We start from the raw sequence: 22,576 nt of genomic DNA, 5'->3' as shown, positions 1-22,576 counted from the left end.
TAAAGGCACTCCGTACCCTCGATTGTCGAGGTCGTCAGCCGTCCCGTCCCTCGGGGACGAACGCGGTCTCGACCTCCCGTACCACCTGCCACAACGGCGTCCCGCGCCGCGCGACGACGACCACCACGTCGTCATCCGCCCCGGCCGGGGACGCGGCGGGCACGTCGCCGAAGGTGGACTGCGCGTACCGCAGCGCGTGGTCCACCCCGGCGCCCGCGTCGTCCCGGCCCTCCGAACGCAGCCAGGAGCGCAGGGCGTTGTTGTGCGCCGCGACCACCGCGGCCGCGATCACGTCGGCCCGCAGGGTGCCGTCCGGCAGCCCTCCCAGGCGCCCGCGCAGGTACTCCGCGAGGGCGCGCTCGTAGCGCCAGACCACCGAGAGCTCGTAGGCGCGCAGCCCGGGCACCTTCTTGGTGAGGTGGTAGCGCTGCACCGAGAAGGCCGGGTTCTCGGCGTACATGCGCAGCACGAGCCGGGCCGCGTCGCAGACCCGCCGTACCGGGTCGGCCTCGCCCGGGGAGTCGGCCAGGAAGGCCGTCATGTCGGCCAGGCACCGCTCGTGGTCGGGGAAGACCACGTCCTCCTTGGAAGGGAAGTAGCGGAAGAACGACCGCCGACCGACACCGGCGAGCGCGACGATGTCGTCGACGGTCGTCTGTTCGTAGCCCCGCTCCAGGAACAGCCGGAAGGCCGCCGCGACCAACGCCTCCCGCATCGGCGGCCGGGTGCCCGCCGCGTCCGCCCCGTCCCCGCGGCGGGGTGCCGCGCTGCTGGAACTCATGGAGGGGAAAGTAGCAGCTCACCGACGTGCGTGGCACTCAGTGCAGCCATCGGGGGAACTGAGTGCTCCCCTTGCTCGACGGTGCCGGTCGCATACGATCATTTCCGGTCAGCCCTCGAGGAGTTCCGCATGCCGCCCGCCCGCCCCCGCCTCCTGTACGTCACCGACCTCGCCTACGAGGCTCGCGGACGGCGCTACTGCGACGAGGACATCTTCCTGACCTCGAGGCTGCGCGAGGACTTCGATCTGGCGCTGTGCCACCCGGAGGAGGCGGCGGCGCTGCTGGACGCCTTCGACGCCGTCGTCGTCCGCAACAGCGGTCCGGTGCTGGGCCACCAGGAGGCGTACGACGCCTTCCGCCGACGCGCGGCCGAGCGCGGCACCCGCGTCTACAACCAGCTCACCGGCCGGGCGGACATGGCCGGCAAGCAGTACCTGATCGACCTCACGGCCGCGGGCCACCCGGTGATCCCGACCGTCGGGAGGTCCGAGGACCTCCACCTGCTGCCCCCGGCCGACGAGTACGTCGTCAAGCCCCGGCTCGGCGCGGACTCGGTGGGGCTGCGGGTCGTGGCCGCGGACCGCGTCCGGGAGACGGTGCGCGCCGGGGCCGGGGACCTCCTCGTCCAGCCGCGGATCGACTTCGTCCACGAGATCTCCTTCTACTTCGTCGACCACGACTTCCAGTACGCCCTCTACGCGCCGCGCCCCGACCGGCGCTGGCAACTGGAGCCGTACGACGCGTCCGAGCGGGACCTGGCCTTCGCGCGGCGGTTCATCGGGTGGAACGGCATCGACCACGGCATCCAGCGCGTCGACGCCTGCCGGGCCCCCGGCGGCGAGCTGCTCCTGGTCGAGCTGGAGGACCTGAACCCCTATCTGTCGCTGGACGCCCTCGACGAGGCGGGCCGCGTCGCGTTCGTCACCGCGCTGCGGGCCGCCCTGTGGCGCCTGCTCGCGACCGGGACCGCCCCGGCCGACAGGACCTAGCATGGCCGCCATGGACGCGTTCCTCACCCGGCTCGACCCGGAGATGTGCGTGGTGACGGCCGAGGCGGACGGGGAGCGGGCGGGCTGCCTGGTCGGCTTCTCGTCGCAGTGCTCCCTCGATCCCGTGCGCTTCGTCGTGTGGCTCTCCGAGGTGAACCACACCTTCCGCGTGGCCCGGTCCGCCGACGTCCTGGCCGTCCACCTGCTGGCCCGCGACCGGCGCGCCACGGCCGAGCTGTTCGGCGGGCGGACCGGTGACCGCGTCGACAAGTTCCAGCAGGTCGGCTGGCGCCGGGGACACGGCGGGGCGGTCGTGCTGGAGGACGCCGAGGCGTGGTTCGTGGGCCGCGTCGTCGAGCGGGTCCCCGGAGGCGACCACGTCGGTTTCGTCCTCGACCCGGTCGAGTGGGGCGGCCGGGAGGCGTCCGGCACGCCGCCGCTCCGCCTCGCCGACACCCGCACCATCCGGCCGGGGCATCCCGTGGACTGAGTGCTGAGCGCTGAGCGCTGAGCGCTGAAGGGTCAGCGCCCGGCGGACCGCTCGACCAGGGCGTCGGTGACGGCTCGCACGCTGCGTGCGATGTGCTGCAACTGCAGGACCTCCGCCGCGTAGAGCTTGATGGTGTGCTCGATGACCGACTCGGGCAGACCGAGCCGGGGCAGGTCGGCCCGGGCCGTCTGCAGCGCGGTGCGGGCCACCCGGACCTCGTGCTGGACCTGGATCTGCGCGTGGCGGGCGAGCAGCACCGGGTGGCGGATCAGCGCCGGGTACCCGGCGTAGCGGGCCGGCACCAGCTCACGCAGCCACTTGGCCGCCGAGCGCTCCCAGTCGTAGCTGCCGGGGGTCTTGACCTGGCAGGGCCAGTCCGGACTGAGGCGCGTGGTCGTCAGGGGCATGATCATCGCTTCCGTGTGCGGCGTCGACGGGTGGGGCGACGGGTTGGGGCGGTCCCGGTCCAGGGGACGACCGGGACCGCCACGGGCGCTCGCGCAGGCGATGCCCGGCGGAACATCCCGGGTGCCGCCGGAGCGGGTAGGAGTCGACGGCCTGGGATGTTCACGCAGGTGCGGACGCGCTCCGGGGCGGCCGGGTCGCGATCCGTGAGCAGTATTTATATATGCCATCCGCTTTGCAAGACGTATGAAAACATTCATGCCTGCTGTGACCCGGAAGGTCCCGTCCGTACCGTCCGATCGTCGTGCGGATCCCGTGAAGGAAGGGGCCGGCTCAGTCCCGGAAGAAGAACTGGTGCTGTTCGGCGACCTGCTCGTACTCCTCCAGGCGGGCCTGCGTGCGCTCGGGATCGGCGTCCGTCATGGCCTGGAGCAGAGCCGCGCACATCACCCCCGGCGCCGCGTAGGAGTCGAAGACCAGGCGCGATCCCGTACCGGTCGCGAAGGTCACGTCGGCCTCGTCCACCAGCGGGCCGAGCGCCAGGTCGGTGATCAGCGCCACCTTGAGCCCGGCGCCGCGGGCCACCCGGACGGCGCCCAGCGTCTCGTGGGCGTGCCGGGGCATGGAGAAGGCCAGCACCCAGGTGCCCCCGGCTTCCCGGGACTGGAGCAGGGCGTCGTAGGCGACGCTGCCGCCCCGCGTCACCAGCCGCACGTCGGGGTGGACACGGCGGGCGGCGTAGGCGAAGTACTCGGCGAGCGAGACGGAGATCCGCAGACCGAGGACGGTCAGTGGCGCCGAGGCGGCCAGCTTGCGGCCGAGGTCGATCACCCGGTCGGCGTCGGCGAAGTCGCGCCGCAGGTTCTCCAGGTTCTCGATCTCGGCGTCGACGGCCGCCTGGAGTTCGTTGCCCCGGTTCTCCTCGGCCGGGGCACCGCCGCGGCTGCCCAGCGCGATCGACTGGAGCCGCTCCCGCAGCGCCGGGTAGCCGCTGAAGCCGACCGCCGAGGCGAACCGCGTCACCGACGGCTGGCTCACGCCCACCCGGTCCGCGAGGTCGGTGATCGACAGGAACGCCGCCTCGGGGAGGTGCTCGATCAGGTACTGCGCGATGCGCCGCTGTCCCGGGGAGAGGCGGGGCCGGTCGAACAGCGTCCTGAGCCGGGTCGTCGCGGAGACCTCCGCCTCGGGTGCAGCCCGTCCCGAGGTGATCGCCGATGCCTGCGCGCGTGTCTGCTGCGGCGATGGCACGGGTGCGCCTCCTTTGTCTCCCACGGAGGTCAACATAGCTCACTCCCCGTGTCCGGCAGGGTGGCGTCACAGGCCGCTGCGCCCTGCGCGCGGGCCGGACTCCGCGGCGCCCGGGACCGGTCTCCCCGCCGCGGGGGATAGCACCGCGCTCCGCGGGAACCCGCCGCTCGTCAGCAGTCGCAGCAGGCACGAGGAGAGGCAGTCATGACCGTCCCGGAAGAGAACCGGCCGAAGACCGACACCACCGACGACGTGCTCGGCCGGCACGAGGACGACGCTCCCCGCCCCCCGGGAGGCACCGGCCGGACCCTGCGCGAAGCCCTGGAGGAGGCGCATGTCCGCCCCGACGACTTCGACGAGCAGTGACCGTCCGATAGCGCGTCCGACAGCCGCACCCCGACCGGGCCGCCCCCGGACGGCCGCCCCCGAGACCCCCGGCAGGTGACATCGTATGGGCGCCATCAGCGCGCTGGAGAAATCCCTGGAGAACCGTCTGGAAGCGCTCTGGGCGCGGCTCTTCGAGAAGGACCCCGTCGAACTCCTCGACGCCCTGCACACCGAGTGCGACGACAACGCCGTGGTCTCACCCGCGGGCCGGGTCATGGTCCCCAACGCCTACGACGTCGCGCTCGCCGGCGCCGTCCACGACGAACTGGCGTGTCGTGACGGCCGGGTGGGGCAGGTGCTCACCGACAGCCTGGTCCGCCACGCCGAGCGGCACGGGTACGAGTGGGCCGGTCCGCTGGCCGTGCACATCACCAGGTCGGACGACGTGCCCAACGGCCGCTACCACGTGGCGAGCAGCGTGATGCCGCACGTGAGCGCCGACGGTTTCCCGCACGCGGAGTCGAAGCCCCGACCCGCGGGAGAGGCGGCCCGACCGAGCGAACCGTCCCCCGCACCGGACCCGGCCACGGCGCCCGCCCCGGCCGTCACCCCGGACCCGGCCTTCGCTCCGGCGCAGGCTCCGGCTCCGGCTCCGCCGCCCGCTCCCGCTCAGGCGCCGGCCTCGGTTCCGGCCGTCGCTGCCACCCCGGTTCCGGCCGTCGTCGCCGCGCCGGCCCCCGCTTCCGCCGCCGTGCGGCCGGCGTTCGGCGACGCCTAGGGTCCTCCGTCCGGCGACGCCTGCCCGCCTGCCGGGCGGCACCCCTCCGGCCGGACTCAGGCGCCGGGCGCCCGGCTCGGCCCCGGACCGGCCCCCCGGTCCTCGCCGTGCCCCGCGTGGGGCATCGCCCCCGCCGGCACCACCAGGTCGGCGCGGTCGCGGACCGCGGCGACCAGGTCGGCGTTGCGCTGGTCGTTGCCGAGCGTCCAGGCGAGCGCGTCCGCACGGGACTTGCCGAACCGCTCGTGCCGCGCCACCAGCCGGCTCACCCGCACGGACTCCGGCACCTCGCAGAACCACACCTCGTCGAGCCGGGCGCGCACCCGGGCCCAGGCGCCGGTCTCCAGCAGCAGGTAGTTGCCCTCCGTCACCACCAGCCGCGCCGACGCCGGCACCGGCAGCGCCCCGGCGATCGGCTGCTCCAGCACCCGCTCGAAGCCGGGCGCGTACACGACGTCGTCGCAGCCCTCGGTGTGCTCGTCGGTCTCGTCGTGCTCTTCGCGCAGGCGGCGCAGCAGCGCGGCGTAGCCGGCGGCGTCGAAGGTGTCCGGCGCGCCCTTGCGGTCCCTGCGGCCGAGCCGGTCCAGTTCGGCGTCGGCCAGGTGGAAGCCGTCCATGGGCACGTACGCGACCCACGGGGCACCGTCCCCGTTCAGCTCCCGCACCAGGGACCGGGCCAGCGTCGACTTCCCGGCGCCAGGAGCACCGGTGATGCCGAGGATCGCGCGTGGCCGGCCCTCCGCGAGGGCGCGGGCGCGTACGAGGAGGTCGTCGAAGGCGAGGGACACGCCGAACAGTGTGTCACCTGATCGGAGCCGCCCCGGTGGGGAACTGTGTCGGGTATGACGACGCAGCTCGGGCTTCCCGAGGACATCCAGGCCTGTCTCTTCGACCTCGACGGGGTCGTCACCAGGACGGCGGTGGTGCACGCCGCCGCCTGGAAGGAGACGTTCGACGCCTTCCTGCGCGGGCGGGACGGCGCGGACTTCCGCCCCTTCACCGACTCCGACTACGGCGAGTACGTCGACGGCCGCCCCCGCGCGGACGGCGTGCGCACCTTCCTCGCCTCCCGCGGTGTCGAACTGCCGGAGGGCGCCCCCGACGACCCACCCGACGCGCGGACCGTCAACGGGATCGGCAACCGCAAGAACGAGCTGGTCCTGGAGAAGATCCGCACCGACGGGGTCGAGCCCTACGAGGGCACGCTGCGCTACATCGACGCGGTCCGCGCCGCGGGCCTCGCCACCGCGATCGTCTCCTCCAGCGCCAACACCCGGGACGTGCTGCGCTCCATCGACGCCGAGCGCCTGTTCGACGTCCGGATCGACGGCGTGGTGGCCCGCGAACGGGGCCTGCCGGGCAAGCCACACCCCGACACCTTCCTGGCGGCCGCCCGCGACCTCGGTGTCGAGCCCGCCCGCGCCGCCGTCTTCGAGGACGCGCTGGCCGGCATGGACGCGGGACGCTCCGGTCACTTCGGCTACGTCGTCGGCGTCGACCGCGTGGGCCAGACCGACGCCCTCTACGCCCACGGCGCCGACCGCGTCGTCAAGGACCTCGACGAGCTGGGAGGCCGCGCGTGATCACCAACCGGACGTACGCCGTCGAGCCCTGGTCCGTGCGCGAGACGGACCTCAACCTGGACCTCCTCGCCCAGAGCGAGTCCGTCTTCGCCCTGTCCAACGGGCACATCGGGTGGCGCGGCAACCTCGACGAGGGCGAACCGCACGGCCTGCCCGGCAGCTACCTCAACGGCGTCTACGAACTGCACCCGCTGCCGTACGCCGAGGCCGGCTACGGCTACCCGGAGGCGGGCCAGACCGTCATCAACGTCACCAACGGCAAGCTGCTGCGGCTCCTGGTCGACGACGAGCCGTTCGACCTGCGCTACGGCCGGCTCGGCAAGCACGAACGCACCCTGGACCTCAGGCGCGGCGTGCTGGAGCGGAGCTGCGAGTGGACCTCCCCGGCCGGTACGACCATCCGGGTGCGCTCCACCCGGCTGGTCTCCCTCACCCAGCGGGCCATCGCCGCCGTGCAGTACGAGATCGAGCCCGTCGACAGCCGGACCAGGGTGGTCATCCAGTCGGAGGTGGTCGCCAACGAGACCCTGCCCGACCCGGACGGCGACCCGCGGACGGCCAGGGCGCTGGAGTCGCCCCTGGAGCCCGAGGAGCACATCGCCATCGGAACCCGGCTGCGCATGGTGCACCGCACCCGGCGCAGCGACCTGCGGGTCGCCGTCGCCGCGGACCACGTCGTCGACGGCCCGGAGGGGACCGCGCACCGCAGTGAGAGCAGCAGTGACGTGGCCCGGCTGACCATCACCTCCGTCCTCACCCCGGGCGAGCGGCTGCGGGTGCAGAAGACGGTCGCCCACGGCTGGTCGGGGGCCCGCTCCCGGCCCGCGATGGGGGACCAGGTCGAGGCGGCGCTGGCGGCGGCCGCGCACGGCGGCTGGGACGGCCTGGTGGCCGAGCAGCGCGCCTACCTGGACGACTTCTGGGCCAGGGCCGACGTCGAGGTGCACGGCGACGAGGAGATCCAGCAGGCGGTGCGCTTCGCCCTGTTCCACGTGCTGCAGGCCGGGGCCCGCGCCGAGCAGCGGGCGATCCCGGCCAAGGGGCTGACGGGTTCCGGCTACGACGGTCACGCCTTCTGGGACACCGAGATGTTCGTGCTGCCCGTCCTGACCTACACCGAGCCCAGGGCCGTCGCCGAGGCGCTGCGGTGGCGGCAGGGCACCCTGCCCGCGGCCCGGGACCGCGCCACCCAGCTCGGGCTGCGCGGTGCCGCGTTCCCGTGGCGGACCATCGACGGCTCCGAGGGCTCCGCGTACTGGCCGGCCGGCACCGCCGCCTTCCACGTCGCCGCCGACATCGCGCACGCCGCGGTCCGGTACACGGCGGCGACCGGCGACACCGCCTTCGAACGGGACACCGCGCTGGAACTCCTGGTGGAGACGGCCCGGCTGTGGCGCTCCCTGGGCCACCACGACCACCACGGCGTCTTCCACATCGACGGGGTCACCGGCCCGGACGAGTACAGCGCCATCACCGACGACAACACGTACACCAACCTCATGGCCCGCTCGAACCTGCTCGCCGCGGCCGACGTGTGCGAACGCCACCCCGACGAGGCGGTCCGGCTCGGCGTCGACGACGAGGAGAGCGCCGCCTGGCGGGACGCGGCCGAATCGGTGCACATCCCCTACAACGAGGAACTCGGCGTCCACGAGCAGCACTCGGGCTTCACCCGCCACCAGCGCTGGGACTTCGCCCGCACCGCGGCCGACCAGTACCCGCTGATGCTGCACTTCCCCTACTTCGACCTCTACCGCAAGCAGGTGATCAAGCAGTCCGACCTGGTGCTGGCGATGTACACCTGCGGGAGCTGGTTCGACGCCCACTGCGACGAGGACCAGATCGCCCGCAACTTCGCCTACTACGAGCCGCTGACCGTGCGGGACTCCTCCCTGTCCGCGTGCTGCCAGGCCGTCGTCGCCGCCCAGACCGGCCATCTGCGCCTGGCCTACGACTACGCCGCCGAGGCCGCCCTGATGGATCTGGCGGACCTGGAGCACAACACCCGCGACGGACTGCACATCGCCTCCCTGGCCGGTACGTGGATGGCGCTGGTCGCCGGGTTCGGAGGCACCCGCCGGGACGGTGAGAGCCTGAGCTTCACGCCGCGCCTGCCGGAGAAGTTCAGCCGCCTCGCCTTCCGGCTCCAGTTCCGCGGCCGGTGCCTTCGGGTGGAGATCGAGGCCGACAAGGCGACGTACACGCTGCTGGAGGGCGAGCCCCTGACGATCCATCACCACGGGACGGCGCTGCCCGTGAACGGGGACGGCCCCGTCGCTCGTGCCATCCCCGCGCCCAAGCGGCGCCCCACGCCCGAACAGCCCCCGCACCGCCGCCCCAACGACCGGTGACCGGCCCGGTGCGGGGAGGGGCGGTACGACGCGACTGGCCGAGTTCCGCCCTGCGCTTCGGTGGCACACGGGTTAGTTTGACCTTGTTTTCCGGGTTTCCGGGCTCCCGCCACCGGCGGCAGGAGGTGAGGACCGAGCGGCTCCGCGACGAGCGGGGGTGAGGGGTGCACGATGGCCGACGGCGCCAACGCCACGCTGGCCGGCGGACGGCGGGGCGGGGCGGACACGATGAAGGGTGCCCCGCGGCGACCCGGCGGAGACGCCCTGCTCGCGGCGGTGGCCGCCGTCTTCACGGTGGTCCAACTGGTCTTCGTCCACCCGGGCATGGGGCTCGGCTGGGACGAGACGGTGTACGTCAGCCAGGTCACCTCCCACCACCCCGCCGCGTTCTTCAGCGCGCCCCGCTCCCGGGGCGTCTCCCTGCTGGTGGCGCCCGTCGCCTCCTGGTCCTCGTCCGTCGAACTGCTGCGCGTCTACCTCGCGGTGCTCTCCGGTCTCGGCCTGTATCTCGCGCTGCGGTCCTGGCGGGGCCTCTTTCCGTCCCGCGTCCTGGCCACGGCCGGGGCCTTCTTCGCCACCCTGTGGGTGACCCTCTTCTACGGCCCGCAGGCCATGCCCAACTACTGGGTCGCCGTCGGTGCCCTGGTCTGCGTCGGCTGCTTCCTGCGGATCTGGCAGGGGCTGCCCGGCCGGGCCGCGCCGTGGGGTGTGGTCGCCGGGACCGCGCTGATGGCGTGGATGCGGCCCACCGACGCCGTCTGGGTGGCGCTGCCGCTGCTGGCGCTCGCTCTCGTCCGAGGCCGCCGGCTGCTGCTGCTCGCCCTGGTGGGAGGCCTCGCGGCCGGGGGAGTGGAGTGGGTGATCGAGGCCTACGGCTGGTACGGCGGCCTCGGGGAGCGGCTCTCCCGGGCCTCCGAGATCCAGGGCGGCCTCGGCTGGAACCTCGCCGTCGACGACCAGATGCGCAGCCTGGGCGGACGGGGCCTGTGCCGCCCGTGCACCGGATCGATGCCGCACCCGGTGGTGACGGCGTGGTGGGTCCTGCTCCCCTTCGTCGCCGCCCTCGGCGTGGTCGTCGCGGTGCGGGCCAGGCGTGCCGCGCCCACGGTGATCCCCTTCGTGTGCGCCGGGACGGCCGCGCTGCCCTACCTGTTCATGATCGGTTACGCGGCGCCCCGCTTCCTGCAGCCCGCCTACGCCCTGCTGGCCGTCCCGGTCGCCGACGCGCTGTGGCACCTGGTCCGCACGGAACGCGGCCGGTGGCGGCCGGTGGCGGCGACCGTGGTCGCGCTCGCGCTCGCCGGACACCTGGCGGTGCAGTTCGCCGTCCTGGAGGGGACCGTGGACCGCAACATCGCCAGTCGCCGGGACTGGTCCCGGGTCGCCGACGAGCTGCACCGGCTCGGCGTCCGCCCGCCCTGCCTGGTCACCGGTCACGAGTCCATCCCCATCGGCTACTACGCCGGGTGTTCCTCCGGCGCGACCAGCGGCAACAACGAGAACACCACCGCCGGCGAGATCCTGGACACCGCCCGCCGGATCCCGGTCGCCGCCGTCACGGGGCCGGGCGGCGCCACGCCCGGCTACGCCCGCGACTGGACGCCGCACCGCGTCACCGACCTGACCGTCCGGGTGGCACCCCGGCGCTGAAGATCACCGGCTCGGACCGGGTTAGAGATCGCGTATCGGGAAACGCGAACCGGACACCGAGATCACGAGCCGACGCAGCGCGAGAGGGAGGCAGCGATGGGCACGGACCCGATGGCCGACGACGTCTACCAGCCCACCGGAACCAACGAGGAGCAGGAGGACGCCGCGCCCCTCGACCTCCAGGACGCCGTCGACGAGCGCACCTACGACGACACGCTCGACGAGGGCTACTCCCCGCCGGAGAAGCCCCTGGGCGTGACCAAGCACGGCACCACCGCCGCCGAGCAGCACGACGGCGAGTCGCTCGACCAGCGGCTGTCCCAGGAGGTGCCGGACGTGTCGGCGCCCGACGGGGACGGAGTGGGCGACAAGCCCGACGGCGAGGGCGAGCCGGTCGACCCCGAGGCGGGGGACGAGCGCTCCGGCCGGCTCGTCGCCCCCGACGAGGGGGTACGCGCCGACACGACCAAGGAGACCGTGGCCGAGGACGTCGGCATCGACGGCGGTGCCGCCGGGGCCGAGGAGGCCGCCATGCACGTCGTGGAGGACGAGACGGCGCTGCCGGACCGGGAGGACGACGGCCGGACCGCCTGACCCCACGCCCCCGGGCGGGAGCGGCCCGCCCCCCCCCCGGCCCGGACCGGTGCCCTGCGCACCGGTCCGGGCCTCGCCGTGCCGGGCGGCCGCCGGGTCAGGGCAGCAGCTTGTCGAGGGCCGCGGGACCCTCCTCGTCCAGCTTGCGCCGGGCCCAGTCGAGGTTCTTCGGGGTGACGTCCCGTCCGGCCGCGAGGACGAGGTCCTCCGGGGAGACGTCGGTGCCGGTGCGGGTGTGGAGCAGGGCGTCGGGGGTGGCGCGGTCGTCGTCCGCGCGGGCTTCGGACGGCCGCGAGGCGTCGGGCTGTGACGTCGACATGATCAGTGCTCCTCGGATCCGGGTCGCTGATTCGGTGCCGTGCTGTTGTCGGTCCCGAATATCCCGATATCACCATTCAATGCGGACGCGTCCCTCGCATCCGGAGGACCGACCGGCCCGAGATGCCGGAGGGCTCCGCGCCCTGTGCAGCGAGACCTGTCGATCATTTCGCCCGTCAGGAGGACCCGCTCATGGCGCGAGGACGCACCGGTGCCGGGGGGCGGGGAACGCGAGGGCGGGGGCCTGAGGCGATGGGGTGAGTGGTGTGCCCGTCACGGGGTGGCCGTCGTCGTCGCCTGGCCGGCCGCGCTGGTGGTGCTGAGGTGGCGAGCACGGCCCGGACGGCATCAGCGGGCCGGCGGGGGCGAAGGGGTGAGGACGAGCATCGTGACGTCGTCCTCCACCTCGGGGCAGAAGCGCACCAGGTCGGCCCAGACCCGCTCGGGCAGCGCGGCGGGGTCCTCACCGGCGAAGGCGGCCAGCCGCTCGGCCAGCGGGTAGTACGTGCCGTCGGCGTCCCTCGCCTCCACCACCCCGTCGGAGGCGAGGAAGAGCAGGTCGCCCCGGCGCAGCGACACCGTGCACGCCTCGATGGACCCCGAGTCCGCCAGCCCCAGGCCCAGCGGCGTCCACGGCGAGACCCGTACCTCCGTGGCCCCGCCGTCGCGCAGCAGCAGCGGGGGAGGGTTGCCGCACACCACCACGTCGACCCGCAGCGCGTCGGCGGAGAACTCCAGCAGCGCCGCCGTGGCGAACAGCTCCGCGTGCCGCGCGTGCGCCGAGTCCACCAGAAGTCTGCGGTCGAGACGTCCGGCGACCGACGCGAGGTCGGGCTGGTCGAGCACCGCCTCCCGGAACGCCCCCAGCAGCGACGCCACCGTCGAGACCGCCGACAGCCCGTGCCCCTGCACGTCCCCCATCACGACCCGCACGCCGAACGGGCCGTCCCGCACGTCGAAGAAGTCGCCCCCGACGAGGGTCCCGCGCTGTGCGGCCCGGTACAGCCCCGCACAGCGCAGCGCCCCCACCCGCTCGGGCAGCGGGGGCACCACGGCGTGCTGGGCGGCCTCGGCGACCGTGCGCTCCTGGTCCAGCTGGGCGTCACGGCGGCTGCGGACGAAGGACACGAACACGCTCAGGCCCGCGACGAAGACCACGGTCAGCAGATCGGCGTCGCCCGGCCGGTCGAGCTGGAAGACGGGGACGGTCAGCAGCGCCACCACGGCACCGCACAGCAGGGCGGTCGCCATCGGGCCGTACGACAGGACGGCCAGCGGCGGGATGGCGCCGAGCAGGAAACCGACGTCGAGACGGTCGTCGCTGACCAGGGTCGCGACGCAGACGGCCACGACGAGGGCCGGGGGGAGCACCCGTACCCAGCGGGGCGGCGGGGCGCCGCTCAGCCAGCTCCGCCGGTCCTCGCCCCGGCGCGGTGACCGGGCCGACACCTTTCGCACACCACCACGCTCCTACGCCGCCCCGGCTCCCGCACGCCGAGCCGGGGCGGCCGGCGGAAGCTAGAACCCGGTGAGCGTCAGCCGGATGCCGGTGGGCGCGGTGTCCTGGACGTACGAGGCGAAGTCGGCCACGTCGTCGAAGGCGAACCCGTACGCCCTGCCGTCCTCGGTCGCCGCGTGGACCGCCTTCGCGTAGTGGTTGGTCAGCGCGGTCCGGTAGAACGTCGCGGGATCGGTCGTCGGCTGGTCGGCCGAGGAGACCAGCGTGGAGCGGTTGAACCCGGCGCCGAGGACCGCCGCGACCGGACCGGTCGTCCCGTCGTTCGGCGCGGCGAGCGCACCGTCGCAGAACAGCACGTCCCGGGTGGACGGCCGGGCGAAGGACACCTGGGCGGGCCCGTCGAAGGTCAGCCGGTCACCGCGCACCCGCCCGGTGAAGGTGCCGGCGTTGGTGGTGATCCGCAGGTCCCTGCCGGTGTAGGTGCTCCACACCTCGTCGATGTACGGGGCGAGGTAGTCCTTCGGGAACAGCCCGGCGTCCATACCGTGGCCGGGTGCGATCACCCGGGTGTCGCCCACGACCAGCGGCGCGAACTCCTCGACCCGCCGCACCGCCTCGAAGACGGCCGCCCGCCCTCCCGGGCGCACGGTGCCGGTCGTCTGGTCCTTGGCGCCGGTCAGCCGGATGGCGAGCGGCACGCTGAACATGTCGACCATGGTGGTGTTGCAGAACATCCCGGCGGAGTTGTAGGTGAACTCCGCGCAGTCGTGCAGCACCCCGTGGTTGGGGTCGGACTTCACCCAGCCCGCCGGGTACTGCAGCGCGGGGTTGCCCGCCCCGTCGGCGACCACCTTGAACTTCAGCTTCTCGCCGAGCGACACGTAGATCCGGCCGGAGAGGTACGGCAGTGACAGCGTTGTCTCACCGCTGCCGGCGAGGCTGATCGCGTAGTCGGTGTAGCCGTCCGGGCCGTTGTCCGACAGCGCCACGGGCGCGACGGTGCCGTCGGGGGTGACGCGCACCTGGCGCCCGTCCTGGTTGCCGACGATGTAGACGTGCACGTCGGCGTTGCCGAAGGAACCGGTGCCGTTGACGATCGTCAGCGGCAGGGCGGCCGCCGCCCCGGCCCGGGGAGCGTCAGGGGATCCGTCCGCGGTGACGCCCGCGAGGGCGTGCGGGGCGAGAGCGGCGACGGCGGGGGCCGCCACGACCGCTCCGCCGAGGGCGGCGAGCAGCTTGCGGCGGCCGAGGGAGCGCTGGTGACGAGGAGTCATGTGGGGGGTCTCCAGTGTGATCGGGGCATGACAGAGTGAGGGCGGAACTGCTGAGAGCGCTCTCACGCCGGGGCCGATGGTACGCAGAACACCAGGGCCGGCCAACCGTCCCCGGGCGATCTCAACACCCGTATCCCGCCGGGTACTCGGGGTCTCCTGATCTCGCCCGGGATCGCTTAACCGGTGCTTAAGACCCGCTTAATCCGAGCCGGAAAACGGGTGGCCGTACGGGCCCGGCACCCCGTACTGTGTGGGCCACGCCCAGAGGCCGACGGAAGGAGGGCAGAGCCGTGCAGTCCATCCCACTCCCGCGCTCCCTCCCCGCAGTCCCGGCGTACCTCGTCTGACCGGGAGCGCGGCCCGTATCACGCATCCCGGAGGAATCCGTGACCGATCTGGTCATCCGCGCGCTCGACGAGAGCGACGCCCACCTTTTCGACACCCTGCCCGACCCGCTGGGCGCCCGTGAGGGCCACCGGCTCACCCACCACCGCCCGGACTGGAAGCGCGTCGCCCTGCGCGACGGCGCCGTCGTCGCCCGCGGCGCCTGGTGGGGCGGGCCCGACGACACCGCACCCGTCACCCTCAACTGGTTCGACGTGGCCGAGGGCGAGGAGGAGGCCGGGGTCGAACTCCTGCGCACGGCCCCCTGGCAGGTGGAACTGGAACTCAACCCGCCGGGCACCTGGCGCGAGGAACCCGCCGTGCGCGCCGCCACCGAGGCCCGGTTCGCGGCCGCACGGGCGGCGGGGTACGACCTCCTGGTCGAACGCTTCCTGTACCGGTGGACGCCGGAGTGCGGGCTGCCCGCCCGGCCCGGCCGTCTGGACTTCCGCCCCGAACCGGACGACGCCGTGTTCTTCGACGCGCTGCGCCGCATCCACTCCGTGACCCTGGACGCCCACGCGCTGCTGGAGATCGAGGAAGGCGGCCTCGACCGGGCCGCGCAGGCGGAACTCGACTTCTTCCGCTGGTGCCCGTCGCCGCGGGAGTGGTGGCAGACGGCGTACACCCCGCAGGGCCGGCTCGCGGGCATCCACATACCCGCGCACAACCCGTCCGGCCCGTGCGTGGGCTTCATCGGCGTCCTGCCCGAACACCGGGGCCGCGGCTACGCGTTCGACCTGCTGGCCGAGTGCACCCATTTCCTGGTCGAGCGGGGCGCCGAGTTCGTCTCCGCCGCGACCGACCGGGGGAACACCCCCATGGCCGCCAACTTCGCCAAGGCCGGCTATCCGGTGGTGCGGGAGAGGATCAACTTCCGGCCGCCGGCGGCCGGTCGCTAGCCGACTCGCGAGAAGCCGGCCCGGAGCCGGGGGAGATGCCGCTCCCCGGGCCGGCTTCCCGGCTGCCGGGCCCGCTCGGCGCGTGAGGCCTGCGCCGCCCCGTCCGGGTGGTCGACGGCGACACCGTCGCCGCTGTCGGCACCGGCCTTCCGGGCCCGCCTCTACCGCGCGTCCAGCAGGGCCTCGGCCTCGGCGAGGATCTCGGTGACCCGCAGGCCGAACGAGGCGTCGCACGGGTGCGGGTCACCGCCCGCGGCGGAGGCCAGGAGCGCGTCCGCGGCCCGCATCAGCGCCGGCACCGGACCCTCACCGTTCTCCGGCATCAGCGTCACGCCGGCCCGGCCGCGCAGTTCCACCGCCGCCCCCGCCGCGGCGGGCGGCGCCGTCAGGCTGAGCGTGAGCGAACTGGACGCGCCGTCGGCGTGGTCGAGGACCAGGTGGACGGTGTCCCCGGGCCCGGGTGCGGCGGCCGCGACGCGCGTGGCGTCGCCGAGGGCCGGCAGCAGCACGGAGAGCGCGTGCGGCCCGACGTCCCACAGGGCGCCCTTCTCGCGTCGCCACGGCGAAGCGGCGAACGGGCTGTCGCCGGTGAACACGGCGCCGAGCCACTGCGCCCGCGCCGTGAACCACCCGCCCGTCGCGGCCTGTTCGGCGATCCACGCCTCGGTCCCGGGCTGGAAGCGGGTGGTGAAGAAGACGACCGAGGCCACGCCGCTCGCCCGTACCGCCTCGACCACCGACCGCCCCTGCGCCACCGTCGCGGCGAGCGGTTTGTCGAGCAGCAGATGGCACCCGGCCCGCGCCGCGCGCACCGCCGACTCGGCCTGCACCGCCGGAGGCAGCGCGATCGCGACGGCCTCCACGTCGGCAAGCAGGGCGTCGACGTCGGCGTAGGCGCGGGTGCCGTGCCGGTCCGCCAGCTCCTCGGCGGCCGCCGGGCGGCGGCCCCACACCCCCACGAAGTCCAGGCCGTCGTGCCGGCGCAGGGCGGGGGCGTGTGCCATGTCCGCCCAGGGGGCGGTGCCGAGCAGTCCGATACGCATTCCGCCGCCTCTCCACGGTGCCGGGCCCGACGCCGGGCCCGGACGTTCCTCCAGGACGGCCGGCGTACGCCGCACCGGCCGACGCCGAGCGTGTCACACCGGCCGGCCACGCGTCGCTCCGGAGGCGGACGTCATGCGTCGCTCCGGAGGCGGACGCGGGAGGACCGAGCGCGCGTGCCGGGGCCGGCCCGTGTGGTGAAGGGGCGGCCCCCGCACCGCCCGTTCGAGCGTTTCCGCAGCTCGGGGCGTTGCCTGCCGTCCTCCGCCGGACCGCTGGTGATTCTGCCGATCCCCCCACCCGCCCCGCGCGCCGACAGTGGCACCGCCAGCTCATCGGCGAGGACCTCCGGTGGATGTGCCGGGACGCGACCCCACGTGTCCGGGCGTGTGCGATCACCGGGCGCGGTTGCCTCGCCACGACCGAGAGGACCCCTCCTCGTGCAGCAGAATCCCCACACCCACGCCGCCCGTCCCGCGTTCCGCGGAGCGCGGCGGCGGATGGCCGGCCTCACGGCGGCGGTCGCGGCCGTCGTCGGGCTCAGCACCCTCACCAGCCCGGGCGCCCAGGCCGCCGACAACCCCTACGAGCGGGGCCCGGCGCCGTCCCAGTCCAGCATCGAGGCCCTGCGCGGCCCGTACTCCGTGGCGGACACCAGCGTCTCCTCGCTCGCGGTCACCGGCTTCGGCGGCGGCACCATCTACTACCCGACCGACACCAGCGACGGCACCTTCGGCGCCATCGCGGTCGCGCCCGGCTTCACCGCGTCCCAGTCCTCCATGGCCTGGCTCGGCCCGCGACTGGCCTCGCAGGGCTTCGTCGTCTTCACCATCGACACCAACACCACGCTGGACCAGCCCGACTCCCGCGGCCGGCAGCTCCTGGCGGCCCTGGACTACCTCACCGAGCGCAGCTCCGTCCGGGGACGGATCGACAGCAGCCGGCTCGGTGTCATGGGCCACTCCATGGGCGGAGGCGGCACCCTGGAGGCCGCGAAGTCCCGCCCCTCCCTCCAGGCGGCGATCCCCCTCACCCCCTGGAACACCGACAAGAGCTGGCCCGAGGTCAGCACCCCGACCCTCATCGTGGGGGCCGACGGCGACACGATCGCCCCGGTCTCCTCCCACTCCGAGCCGTTCTACTCCAGCCTGCCGTCCCGGACGGACCGGGCCTACCTGGAGCTGAACAGCGCCACCCACTTCTCGCCCAACACGTCGAACACGACGATCGCGAAGTACAGCATTTCCTGGCTGAAGCGGTTCATCGACAACGACACCCGCTACGAGCAGTTCCTGTGCCCGCTGCCGAGGGCGAGCCTCACCATCGAGGAGTACCGGGGCAACTGCCCGCACACGTCCTGACGCTCCACACGGCACCATCCGGCGGCGGTCGCGGGTACCTCGCGACCGCCGCCGGCGCGTTGTGCCGGCGCACGGCCCCCGGACGGGACCGCTGGGCGCCGGCACAGTGCGTGACGGCGGCCGAGGGGCACACATCCGCAGGTGACACGCCCCGCGACCGGGCGGACGGGGCGGACCGATGGCTTCCGCGTCAGGTTACGCGCGCGTAACCTCCCGGGAATGACCGGAGAGACGACCGTACGTACGGCCGTGCGGATCCACGGCCGCGGCACCCAACGGCAAGCGGTGCGCTCCCTGTTGGACGGGCTGCGCACGCACAGCGGCCACCTCCTCGTGGCCGGCGAGCCCGGCCTGGGCCGGACCGCCCTCCTCCAGTGGGCCGCCCGCTCCTTCCGCGCCGGTCCCGTGCTCCACCTCGGGACCGGCCCGCAAAGCAGCCCGCCCGGCACCACCGAGGAACTGCTCGCCACCCTGCGCGCGACGGCGGGGCAGGGGCCCGCGCTCGTCTGCGTCGACGACGCGCACCTGTGGGACACCCCGGCCCGGACCGCCCTCGGCGGCGCGGCGGCACGTCTGCACACCGCCGGCCGCGTCGGGCTGCTCCTCACCGTCGCCGGACATCGCGCCGTCGACCCGGAGTTCGCCCACCTCCCCGCCGTCCGCCTCGACCCCCTCGCCCGGCCGGAGGCCGACGCCCTGCTCGACGACGTGACCGACGGCGCCGCCGATCCGGCGGTCCGCGAGGAGCTGCTGGCCGGGGCGGAGGGGAACCCGGCCCTGCTCCTCGCCCTCGTCCGCCGGCTGTCGCCCGCCGAGCTGCGCGGGCACCGGCCCCTGCCCACCCCGCTGGTCGACGCCGGGAGCCTCGCGGAGGTCGCCGGCCCGGCGCTGGCCGGCACGCCCGCCGACGCGTGGGACCTGCTGCTCACGGTGGCGGCGGCCGCCCGGGCGTCGGACGCGCCGGACGTCGACGCCGGCGTGGCCCTCGACGCCGTACGACACCTGCGGCCCGAGTACGCGACGGCTCCGTCCGTGGACGCCCTCCCCGAACCCCTCGCCCTGGCCGACGAGCGGCTCCGGTTCCACGGTCCGCTGGTCGGCCGTACCGTCCACGCCACCGCCGCACCGGACCGGCGCCGTGCCGCACACCGCGCGCTGGCCGACGTGCTGGAGAGCGCGGGGCACCGGCTCCCGGCGCTGCTGCACCGCTCCTGGTCCCTGACCGGTCGGGCGCCCGAACCCTCGCTCGCGGACGGGTTGGCGGAGGCCGCCGCGGACGACACGGCGCCGGCCTCCCACCGGCTGCGCGCCACGGCGTACACCCGTGCCGCCGAACTGACGGCCGACGGCCCGGCGCGGGCCCAGCGGTACACGGCCGCGGCCGAGCAGGCCCTGCTCGCCGGCCGGCCCGACCGGGCGCGCCACCTGCTCGCCGCCGCCCGGGGCCGCACCGCGCCGGCCGAGGTGCGGGGGCGGGCCGAACTCGTGCGCGGGTTGACGGAACTCAGGGACGGGCCCGTCGGGGACGCCCACCAGTCCCTCCTGCTGGCCGCGTCCCTGCTCGCCGAGGACGCCCCTGCCGACGCGGCGACCGCCGCCCTGGCCGCCGCCAACGCCGCCTGGGCGGCGGGAGACCTGGCGGGGTGCCTGGCCACGCTCACCCCCGGGCCACCGACCCACCCCGAGGAGACCCTCGCTCCCGGGTGCGCCACGGCCCCGCCTCCCGCCGGACCCGGAGACGCACCCGTGCCGCCTCGTGCGGGAGGGCCACCGGGACCGCCAGAGGGTGCCGCCGCCCGGACCGAGCCGTCGGCACCGGCGGCCGGCGCCCGGCACGAAGGGCGCGCCGCGCCGTCCCCCGATCCGGTCCGCGACCACCGCGTCGGCATGCGGGCGCTGCTCGAAGGGCGGCTCGACCGGGCCGCCGCGCCGCTCGGGCACGTGGTCGAACGCGCCCGGACCGACGACCGGCCCGACGACCTGCTGCGGTCGGCCGCGGCCGCGCTGCTGCTCGGCGACGCGGACGCCGCCCGCCAGGCCGGCGCGCGTGCGCTGGCCGCCGCCCGGCAACTGCGTTCGGACGCGCTCGTACCGCAGGCACTGGAGTACCTCGCCTACGCCGAACTGCGCGCCGGGCGCCACCCGCAGGCCCGCACCCACGCGGAGGAGGGTCTGCGCACCGCGCTGCGCACGGGACAGCGCAACACGGCCGCCCACCACCGGGCCGTACTGGCCCTCGCGGCGTCGATCGAGGAGGAACCGGAGGCCGTCGCCGAGCACGTGTCCGCCGCGCTCGCCACGGCCCGGCGGCACGGACTGGCCCAGGCCGCCACGCTGGCGGAGTGGGCCGCGGCCCGCGCCGATCTCGGCCGGGGGCGCCCGCTGGACGCCGCCGACCGGCTCGGCCTGCTGGTGCTGCCCGGGCCCGGGCGCGGGCACTTCGCGGTGTGGCGGCTCGCCGTGCCCTGCTTCGTGGAGGCCGCGGTCCTCGCCGGACGCCAGGAGGACACCCGGGCCGTCCTCCCCGACTTCGCCGACTGGGCGGCCTTCGGCGCCGATCCGCAGGCAGCCGCCCAGCTGGCCCGCTGCCACGCCCTGCTCGCCCCGCCGGAGCGCGCCGACGACCTCTACCGGCAGGCGCTGGCCCGGCACGACGAGGCGGGTGGCGACTTCGAACGGGCCCGCACCGCGCTGCTGTACGGCAAGTGGCTCCGCCGGCGGCGCAGACCGCGCGAGGCCCGCGGCCGCCTCGGCGCCGCCCTGGCCGGCTTCGACCGCTGCGGCGCCGGCGTCTGGGCGGCACAGGCGCGCGGCGAGCTGCGGGCGCTCGGGGCGGCACCGCGGCCCGGCGACGCCGGAGCGCTGGCCGGCCTGACACCGCAGCAACTGCGCATCGCCCGGCACGTCGCCGAGGGCGCCACCAACCGCGAGGTCGCGCTGAACCTCGCGGTCAGCACCCGTACCGTCGACTACCACCTCCGGAAGGTCTTCGCGGCGCTCGGGGTACGGTCCCGGCTGGAGCTGGCCCGCATGGTCGAGCACGCCGAACAGGCCGGAGAGGCCGGTCAGGCCGAAAAGACCGGTGCACAACCCTAGGGACCGACCGGACGGTATGCCATCCTTCGGGGCAGGACGAGTCAGGGGGCGTGCCCGGCACGGGCGGTCAGCCCGTCGCGGGGCGCCTCCGCAAGCCCTGGCCTGGGGAGGACCGCGATGCAGCACGCCGTACGGTCACGAGCAGCGAACCGCGTCGGGCTGACGCCCGTTCCACGCCCGCGGACGCCGAGCGTCACGTCGCTGATGGACGCCGACGCCCTGCGCGTCCTGCACCGGGCCGCCCGCGCCCTGCTGGACGACCTGCCCGGTCTGACCGACCGGCTGGTGGCGCTGCTCCAGGAGCAGGAGCCCGCCTACCGCGCGGCCGTCACGAAGGACCCCACGGCCACCTGGCAGGAGGCGCACCGCTCACTGCGGCACAGCGTGGCCTCGCTGCTCGACCCCCGCGCCGCCCGGGACGCGGCCCGCCGCTGCTCCTGGCGGATCGGCGCCGCCCGCGCCGAGCAGGGGCTCCCCCTGGACGCCCTGCTGCACGCCTTCCGCCTGGGCGGCTCCCTGGTCTGGCAGCGGCTGGTCGAGGAGACCTCCCGGACCGCCCCCGAGGACGTGCGTCTCCTCGTGCACGTCGCCGCCGACGTGTGGAACTTCGTGGACGAGCACTGCACCCTGGTGGCCGACGCCTACCGGCAGACCGAGTGGCAGCTGAGCCGGCGCCGCGAGAACCGGGCCCGGCTGCTCGCCGCCGGCCTGCTGGACGGCACCAGCCGCATCGCGGACCTGCCGGAGGCCGCGCAGGCGCTGGGCCTGCCGGAACAGGGCCGGTACGTCGTCGTGGCCGTCACCGGCGGGCACTGTGCCCGCCCCGACGCGGCCCGCGCCGCGGCCGTACCGTCCGGCGCCCGGGTCCACTGGCACGCGGGCGCCGAGAACGACTACGGCATCGTCCTGGTCGGCGCCGGCGACGAGGGACTCCCCGTCGCGCCGGAGCCCGGGACGGACCCGGACACCGGGCCTGCCGGTCTGCGGATCGGCATCGGCAGCCCCGTCGACGGTCTCGCCGCCGTCGGCGACGCCCGCAGGTCCGCCGACACCGCCCTGGACATCTGCCCGGAGGCCGGCGGCACGGTCCGGCTCGCCGACCACCTCCCCGCCGCCCTGGTCGTCTCCAGTCCGGACCTCGGCCGTGCCCTCGCCGGGAAGGTGCTCGGCCCCCTGCTGCGGCTGGAGCCCGCGGACCGCGAGGTGCTGCTGGACACCCTCACGACCTGGCTCGACTGCGACGGCTCGGCGCAACGGGCGGGGGAACGCCTCTACTGCCACCGCAACACGGTCCTGAACCGCCTGCGCCGTTGCGAGCAACTGACCGGCCGCTCCCTGGCCCGCCCCGCCGACCTGGTCGAGATGAGCCTGGCCCTGACCGCCCGACGGGTTCTGCGCGACTGAGCGCGGTGCGGCATTCCGCCGAGACAGGGGGCGCCCGATGCCAGCCTCACCGTCCGCCGCGACGGACGCACGGCCGCGCCCCCCCGGCGACCCGGCGCGGCCGGTCGCACCGGCCCCTGCGCGCCGCGCGCACCCCT

General features: G+C 74.8%; 19 protein-coding genes and 1 pseudogene. 12 read left to right on the top strand and 8 right to left on the bottom strand.

From position 1 onward, the window contains the following. Positions 1-34: 34 nt before the first annotated feature. Positions 35-781, bottom strand: coding sequence for a TetR family transcriptional regulator (locus tag ACGF5T_RS10995; protein WP_366767136.1), 747 nt, complete (start codon positions 779-781; stop codon positions 35-37). Between the two features lie 129 nt (positions 782-910). Here ACGF5T_RS10995 and ACGF5T_RS10990 point away from each other — a divergent pair, with 129 nt between their 5' ends. Further along, complete coding sequence (locus ACGF5T_RS10990) at positions 911-1,771, top strand: hypothetical protein (protein ID WP_361014986.1); 861 nt, start codon at positions 911-913, stop codon at positions 1,769-1,771. A 1-nt stretch (position 1,772) separates the two neighbouring features. Beyond that, positions 1,773-2,261 carry a flavin reductase family protein gene (locus tag ACGF5T_RS10985; protein ID WP_356604948.1) on the top strand — a complete coding sequence of 163 codons (489 nt, stop codon included), beginning with the start codon at positions 1,773-1,775 and terminating at the stop codon, positions 2,259-2,261. A gap of 32 nt (positions 2,262-2,293) precedes the next feature. On the opposite strand, the gene ACGF5T_RS10980 is transcribed toward ACGF5T_RS10985, so the two are convergent. Both ACGF5T_RS10980 and ACGF5T_RS10975 read right to left on the bottom strand, forming a co-directional pair. Further along, a complete protein-coding gene (locus ACGF5T_RS10980; RefSeq protein ID WP_356604946.1) occupies positions 2,294-2,674 on the bottom strand; it encodes a hypothetical protein in 381 nt (126 codons plus the stop codon). A 325-nt stretch (positions 2,675-2,999) separates the two neighbouring features. Then, a complete protein-coding gene (locus tag ACGF5T_RS10975) occupies positions 3,000-3,917 on the bottom strand; it encodes a MurR/RpiR family transcriptional regulator (RefSeq protein ID WP_356604944.1) in 918 nt (305 codons plus the stop codon). A 204-nt stretch (positions 3,918-4,121) separates the two neighbouring features. Between ACGF5T_RS10975 and ACGF5T_RS10970 the strand changes: the two genes are divergently transcribed. Next, positions 4,122-4,283: a hypothetical protein gene (locus ACGF5T_RS10970; protein ID WP_356604942.1), complete on the top strand. Its 162-nt coding sequence runs from the start codon at positions 4,122-4,124 to the stop codon at positions 4,281-4,283. An 85-nt stretch (positions 4,284-4,368) separates the two neighbouring features. Then, a pseudogene (locus ACGF5T_RS10965) lies at positions 4,369-4,761 on the top strand (DUF3662 domain-containing protein); the annotation flags it as partial. A 317-nt stretch (positions 4,762-5,078) separates the two neighbouring features. On the opposite strand, the gene ACGF5T_RS10960 reads toward ACGF5T_RS10965, so the two are convergent. Continuing rightward, positions 5,079-5,810 carry a nucleoside/nucleotide kinase family protein gene (locus ACGF5T_RS10960; RefSeq protein WP_366767135.1) on the bottom strand — a complete coding sequence of 244 codons (732 nt, stop codon included), beginning with the start codon at positions 5,808-5,810 and terminating at the stop codon, positions 5,079-5,081. A 54-nt stretch (positions 5,811-5,864) separates the two neighbouring features. Here ACGF5T_RS10960 and ACGF5T_RS10955 point away from each other — a divergent pair, with 54 nt between their 5' ends. The 4 genes from ACGF5T_RS10955 (at position 5,865) to ACGF5T_RS10940 (ending at position 11,200) form a co-directional block, all read left to right on the top strand. Continuing rightward, a complete protein-coding gene (locus tag ACGF5T_RS10955) occupies positions 5,865-6,605 on the top strand; it encodes a beta-phosphoglucomutase family hydrolase (protein ID WP_356604939.1) in 741 nt (246 codons plus the stop codon). After that, positions 6,602-8,956, top strand: coding sequence for a glycosyl hydrolase family 65 protein (locus ACGF5T_RS10950; RefSeq protein WP_366767133.1), 2,355 nt, complete (start codon positions 6,602-6,604; stop codon positions 8,954-8,956). The genes ACGF5T_RS10955 and ACGF5T_RS10950 overlap by 4 nt, the downstream gene beginning before the upstream one ends. 171 nt (positions 8,957-9,127) lie before the next feature. Then, positions 9,128-10,606: a hypothetical protein gene (locus tag ACGF5T_RS10945; protein ID WP_361014979.1), complete on the top strand. Its 1,479-nt coding sequence runs from the start codon at positions 9,128-9,130 to the stop codon at positions 10,604-10,606. A gap of 96 nt (positions 10,607-10,702) precedes the next feature. Then, complete coding sequence (locus tag ACGF5T_RS10940) at positions 10,703-11,200, top strand: DUF5709 domain-containing protein (RefSeq protein WP_356604933.1); 498 nt, start codon at positions 10,703-10,705, stop codon at positions 11,198-11,200. 97 nt (positions 11,201-11,297) lie between these two features. On the opposite strand, the gene ACGF5T_RS10935 is transcribed toward ACGF5T_RS10940, so the two are convergent. The 3 genes from ACGF5T_RS10935 to ACGF5T_RS10925 all read right to left on the bottom strand — a co-directional run bounded on the left by ACGF5T_RS10935 (position 11,298) and on the right by ACGF5T_RS10925 (position 14,251). Then, positions 11,298-11,519, bottom strand: a complete 222-nt coding sequence (locus ACGF5T_RS10935; protein ID WP_356604931.1) for a hypothetical protein — start codon at positions 11,517-11,519, stop codon at positions 11,298-11,300. A 347-nt stretch (positions 11,520-11,866) separates the two neighbouring features. Continuing rightward, on the bottom strand, positions 11,867-12,976 hold the full coding sequence (locus ACGF5T_RS10930) for a PP2C family protein-serine/threonine phosphatase (RefSeq protein WP_366767132.1): 1,110 nt from the start codon (positions 12,974-12,976) through the stop codon (positions 11,867-11,869). 60 nt (positions 12,977-13,036) lie between these two features. After that, entirely contained in the window at positions 13,037-14,251 is a 1,215-nt protein-coding gene (locus tag ACGF5T_RS10925) for a glycoside hydrolase family 64 protein (protein WP_366767131.1), read from the bottom strand. A gap of 386 nt (positions 14,252-14,637) precedes the next feature. Between ACGF5T_RS10925 and ACGF5T_RS10920 the strand changes: the two genes are divergently transcribed. Continuing rightward, a complete protein-coding gene (locus tag ACGF5T_RS10920; RefSeq protein WP_366767130.1) occupies positions 14,638-15,537 on the top strand; it encodes a GNAT family N-acetyltransferase in 900 nt (299 codons plus the stop codon). Between the two features lie 161 nt (positions 15,538-15,698). Here ACGF5T_RS10920 and ACGF5T_RS10915 read toward each other — a convergent pair whose 3' ends face one another. Continuing rightward, complete coding sequence (locus tag ACGF5T_RS10915) at positions 15,699-16,580, bottom strand: Gfo/Idh/MocA family oxidoreductase (protein ID WP_366767129.1); 882 nt, start codon at positions 16,578-16,580, stop codon at positions 15,699-15,701. Between the two features lie 438 nt (positions 16,581-17,018). Here ACGF5T_RS10915 and ACGF5T_RS10910 point away from each other — a divergent pair, with 438 nt between their 5' ends. From ACGF5T_RS10910 to ACGF5T_RS10900, 3 genes are all read left to right on the top strand, one after another. Beyond that, positions 17,019-17,939 carry an alpha/beta hydrolase family protein gene (locus ACGF5T_RS10910; protein ID WP_392887540.1) on the top strand — a complete coding sequence of 307 codons (921 nt, stop codon included), beginning with the start codon at positions 17,019-17,021 and terminating at the stop codon, positions 17,937-17,939. A 219-nt stretch (positions 17,940-18,158) separates the two neighbouring features. Beyond that, complete coding sequence (locus ACGF5T_RS10905; protein ID WP_366767128.1) at positions 18,159-21,035, top strand: LuxR C-terminal-related transcriptional regulator; 2,877 nt, start codon at positions 18,159-18,161, stop codon at positions 21,033-21,035. Positions 21,036-21,152: 117 nt separating this feature from the next. After that, the gene (locus tag ACGF5T_RS10900) at positions 21,153-22,439 is read left to right on the top strand and encodes a helix-turn-helix domain-containing protein (RefSeq protein WP_366767127.1); all 1,287 of its coding nucleotides are present in this window, start codon (positions 21,153-21,155) and stop codon (positions 22,437-22,439) included. The last annotated feature ends 137 nt before the right edge of the window (positions 22,440-22,576 follow it).

It is taken from the genome of Streptomyces sp. NPDC047853, assembly GCF_043204535.1.
In the GTDB taxonomy this organism is placed as follows: Bacteria; Actinomycetota; Actinomycetes; order Streptomycetales; family Streptomycetaceae; genus Streptomyces.
The sequence above is the reverse complement of the archived record's forward strand: the minus strand, read 5'-3'. Positions and strand labels throughout refer to the sequence as shown.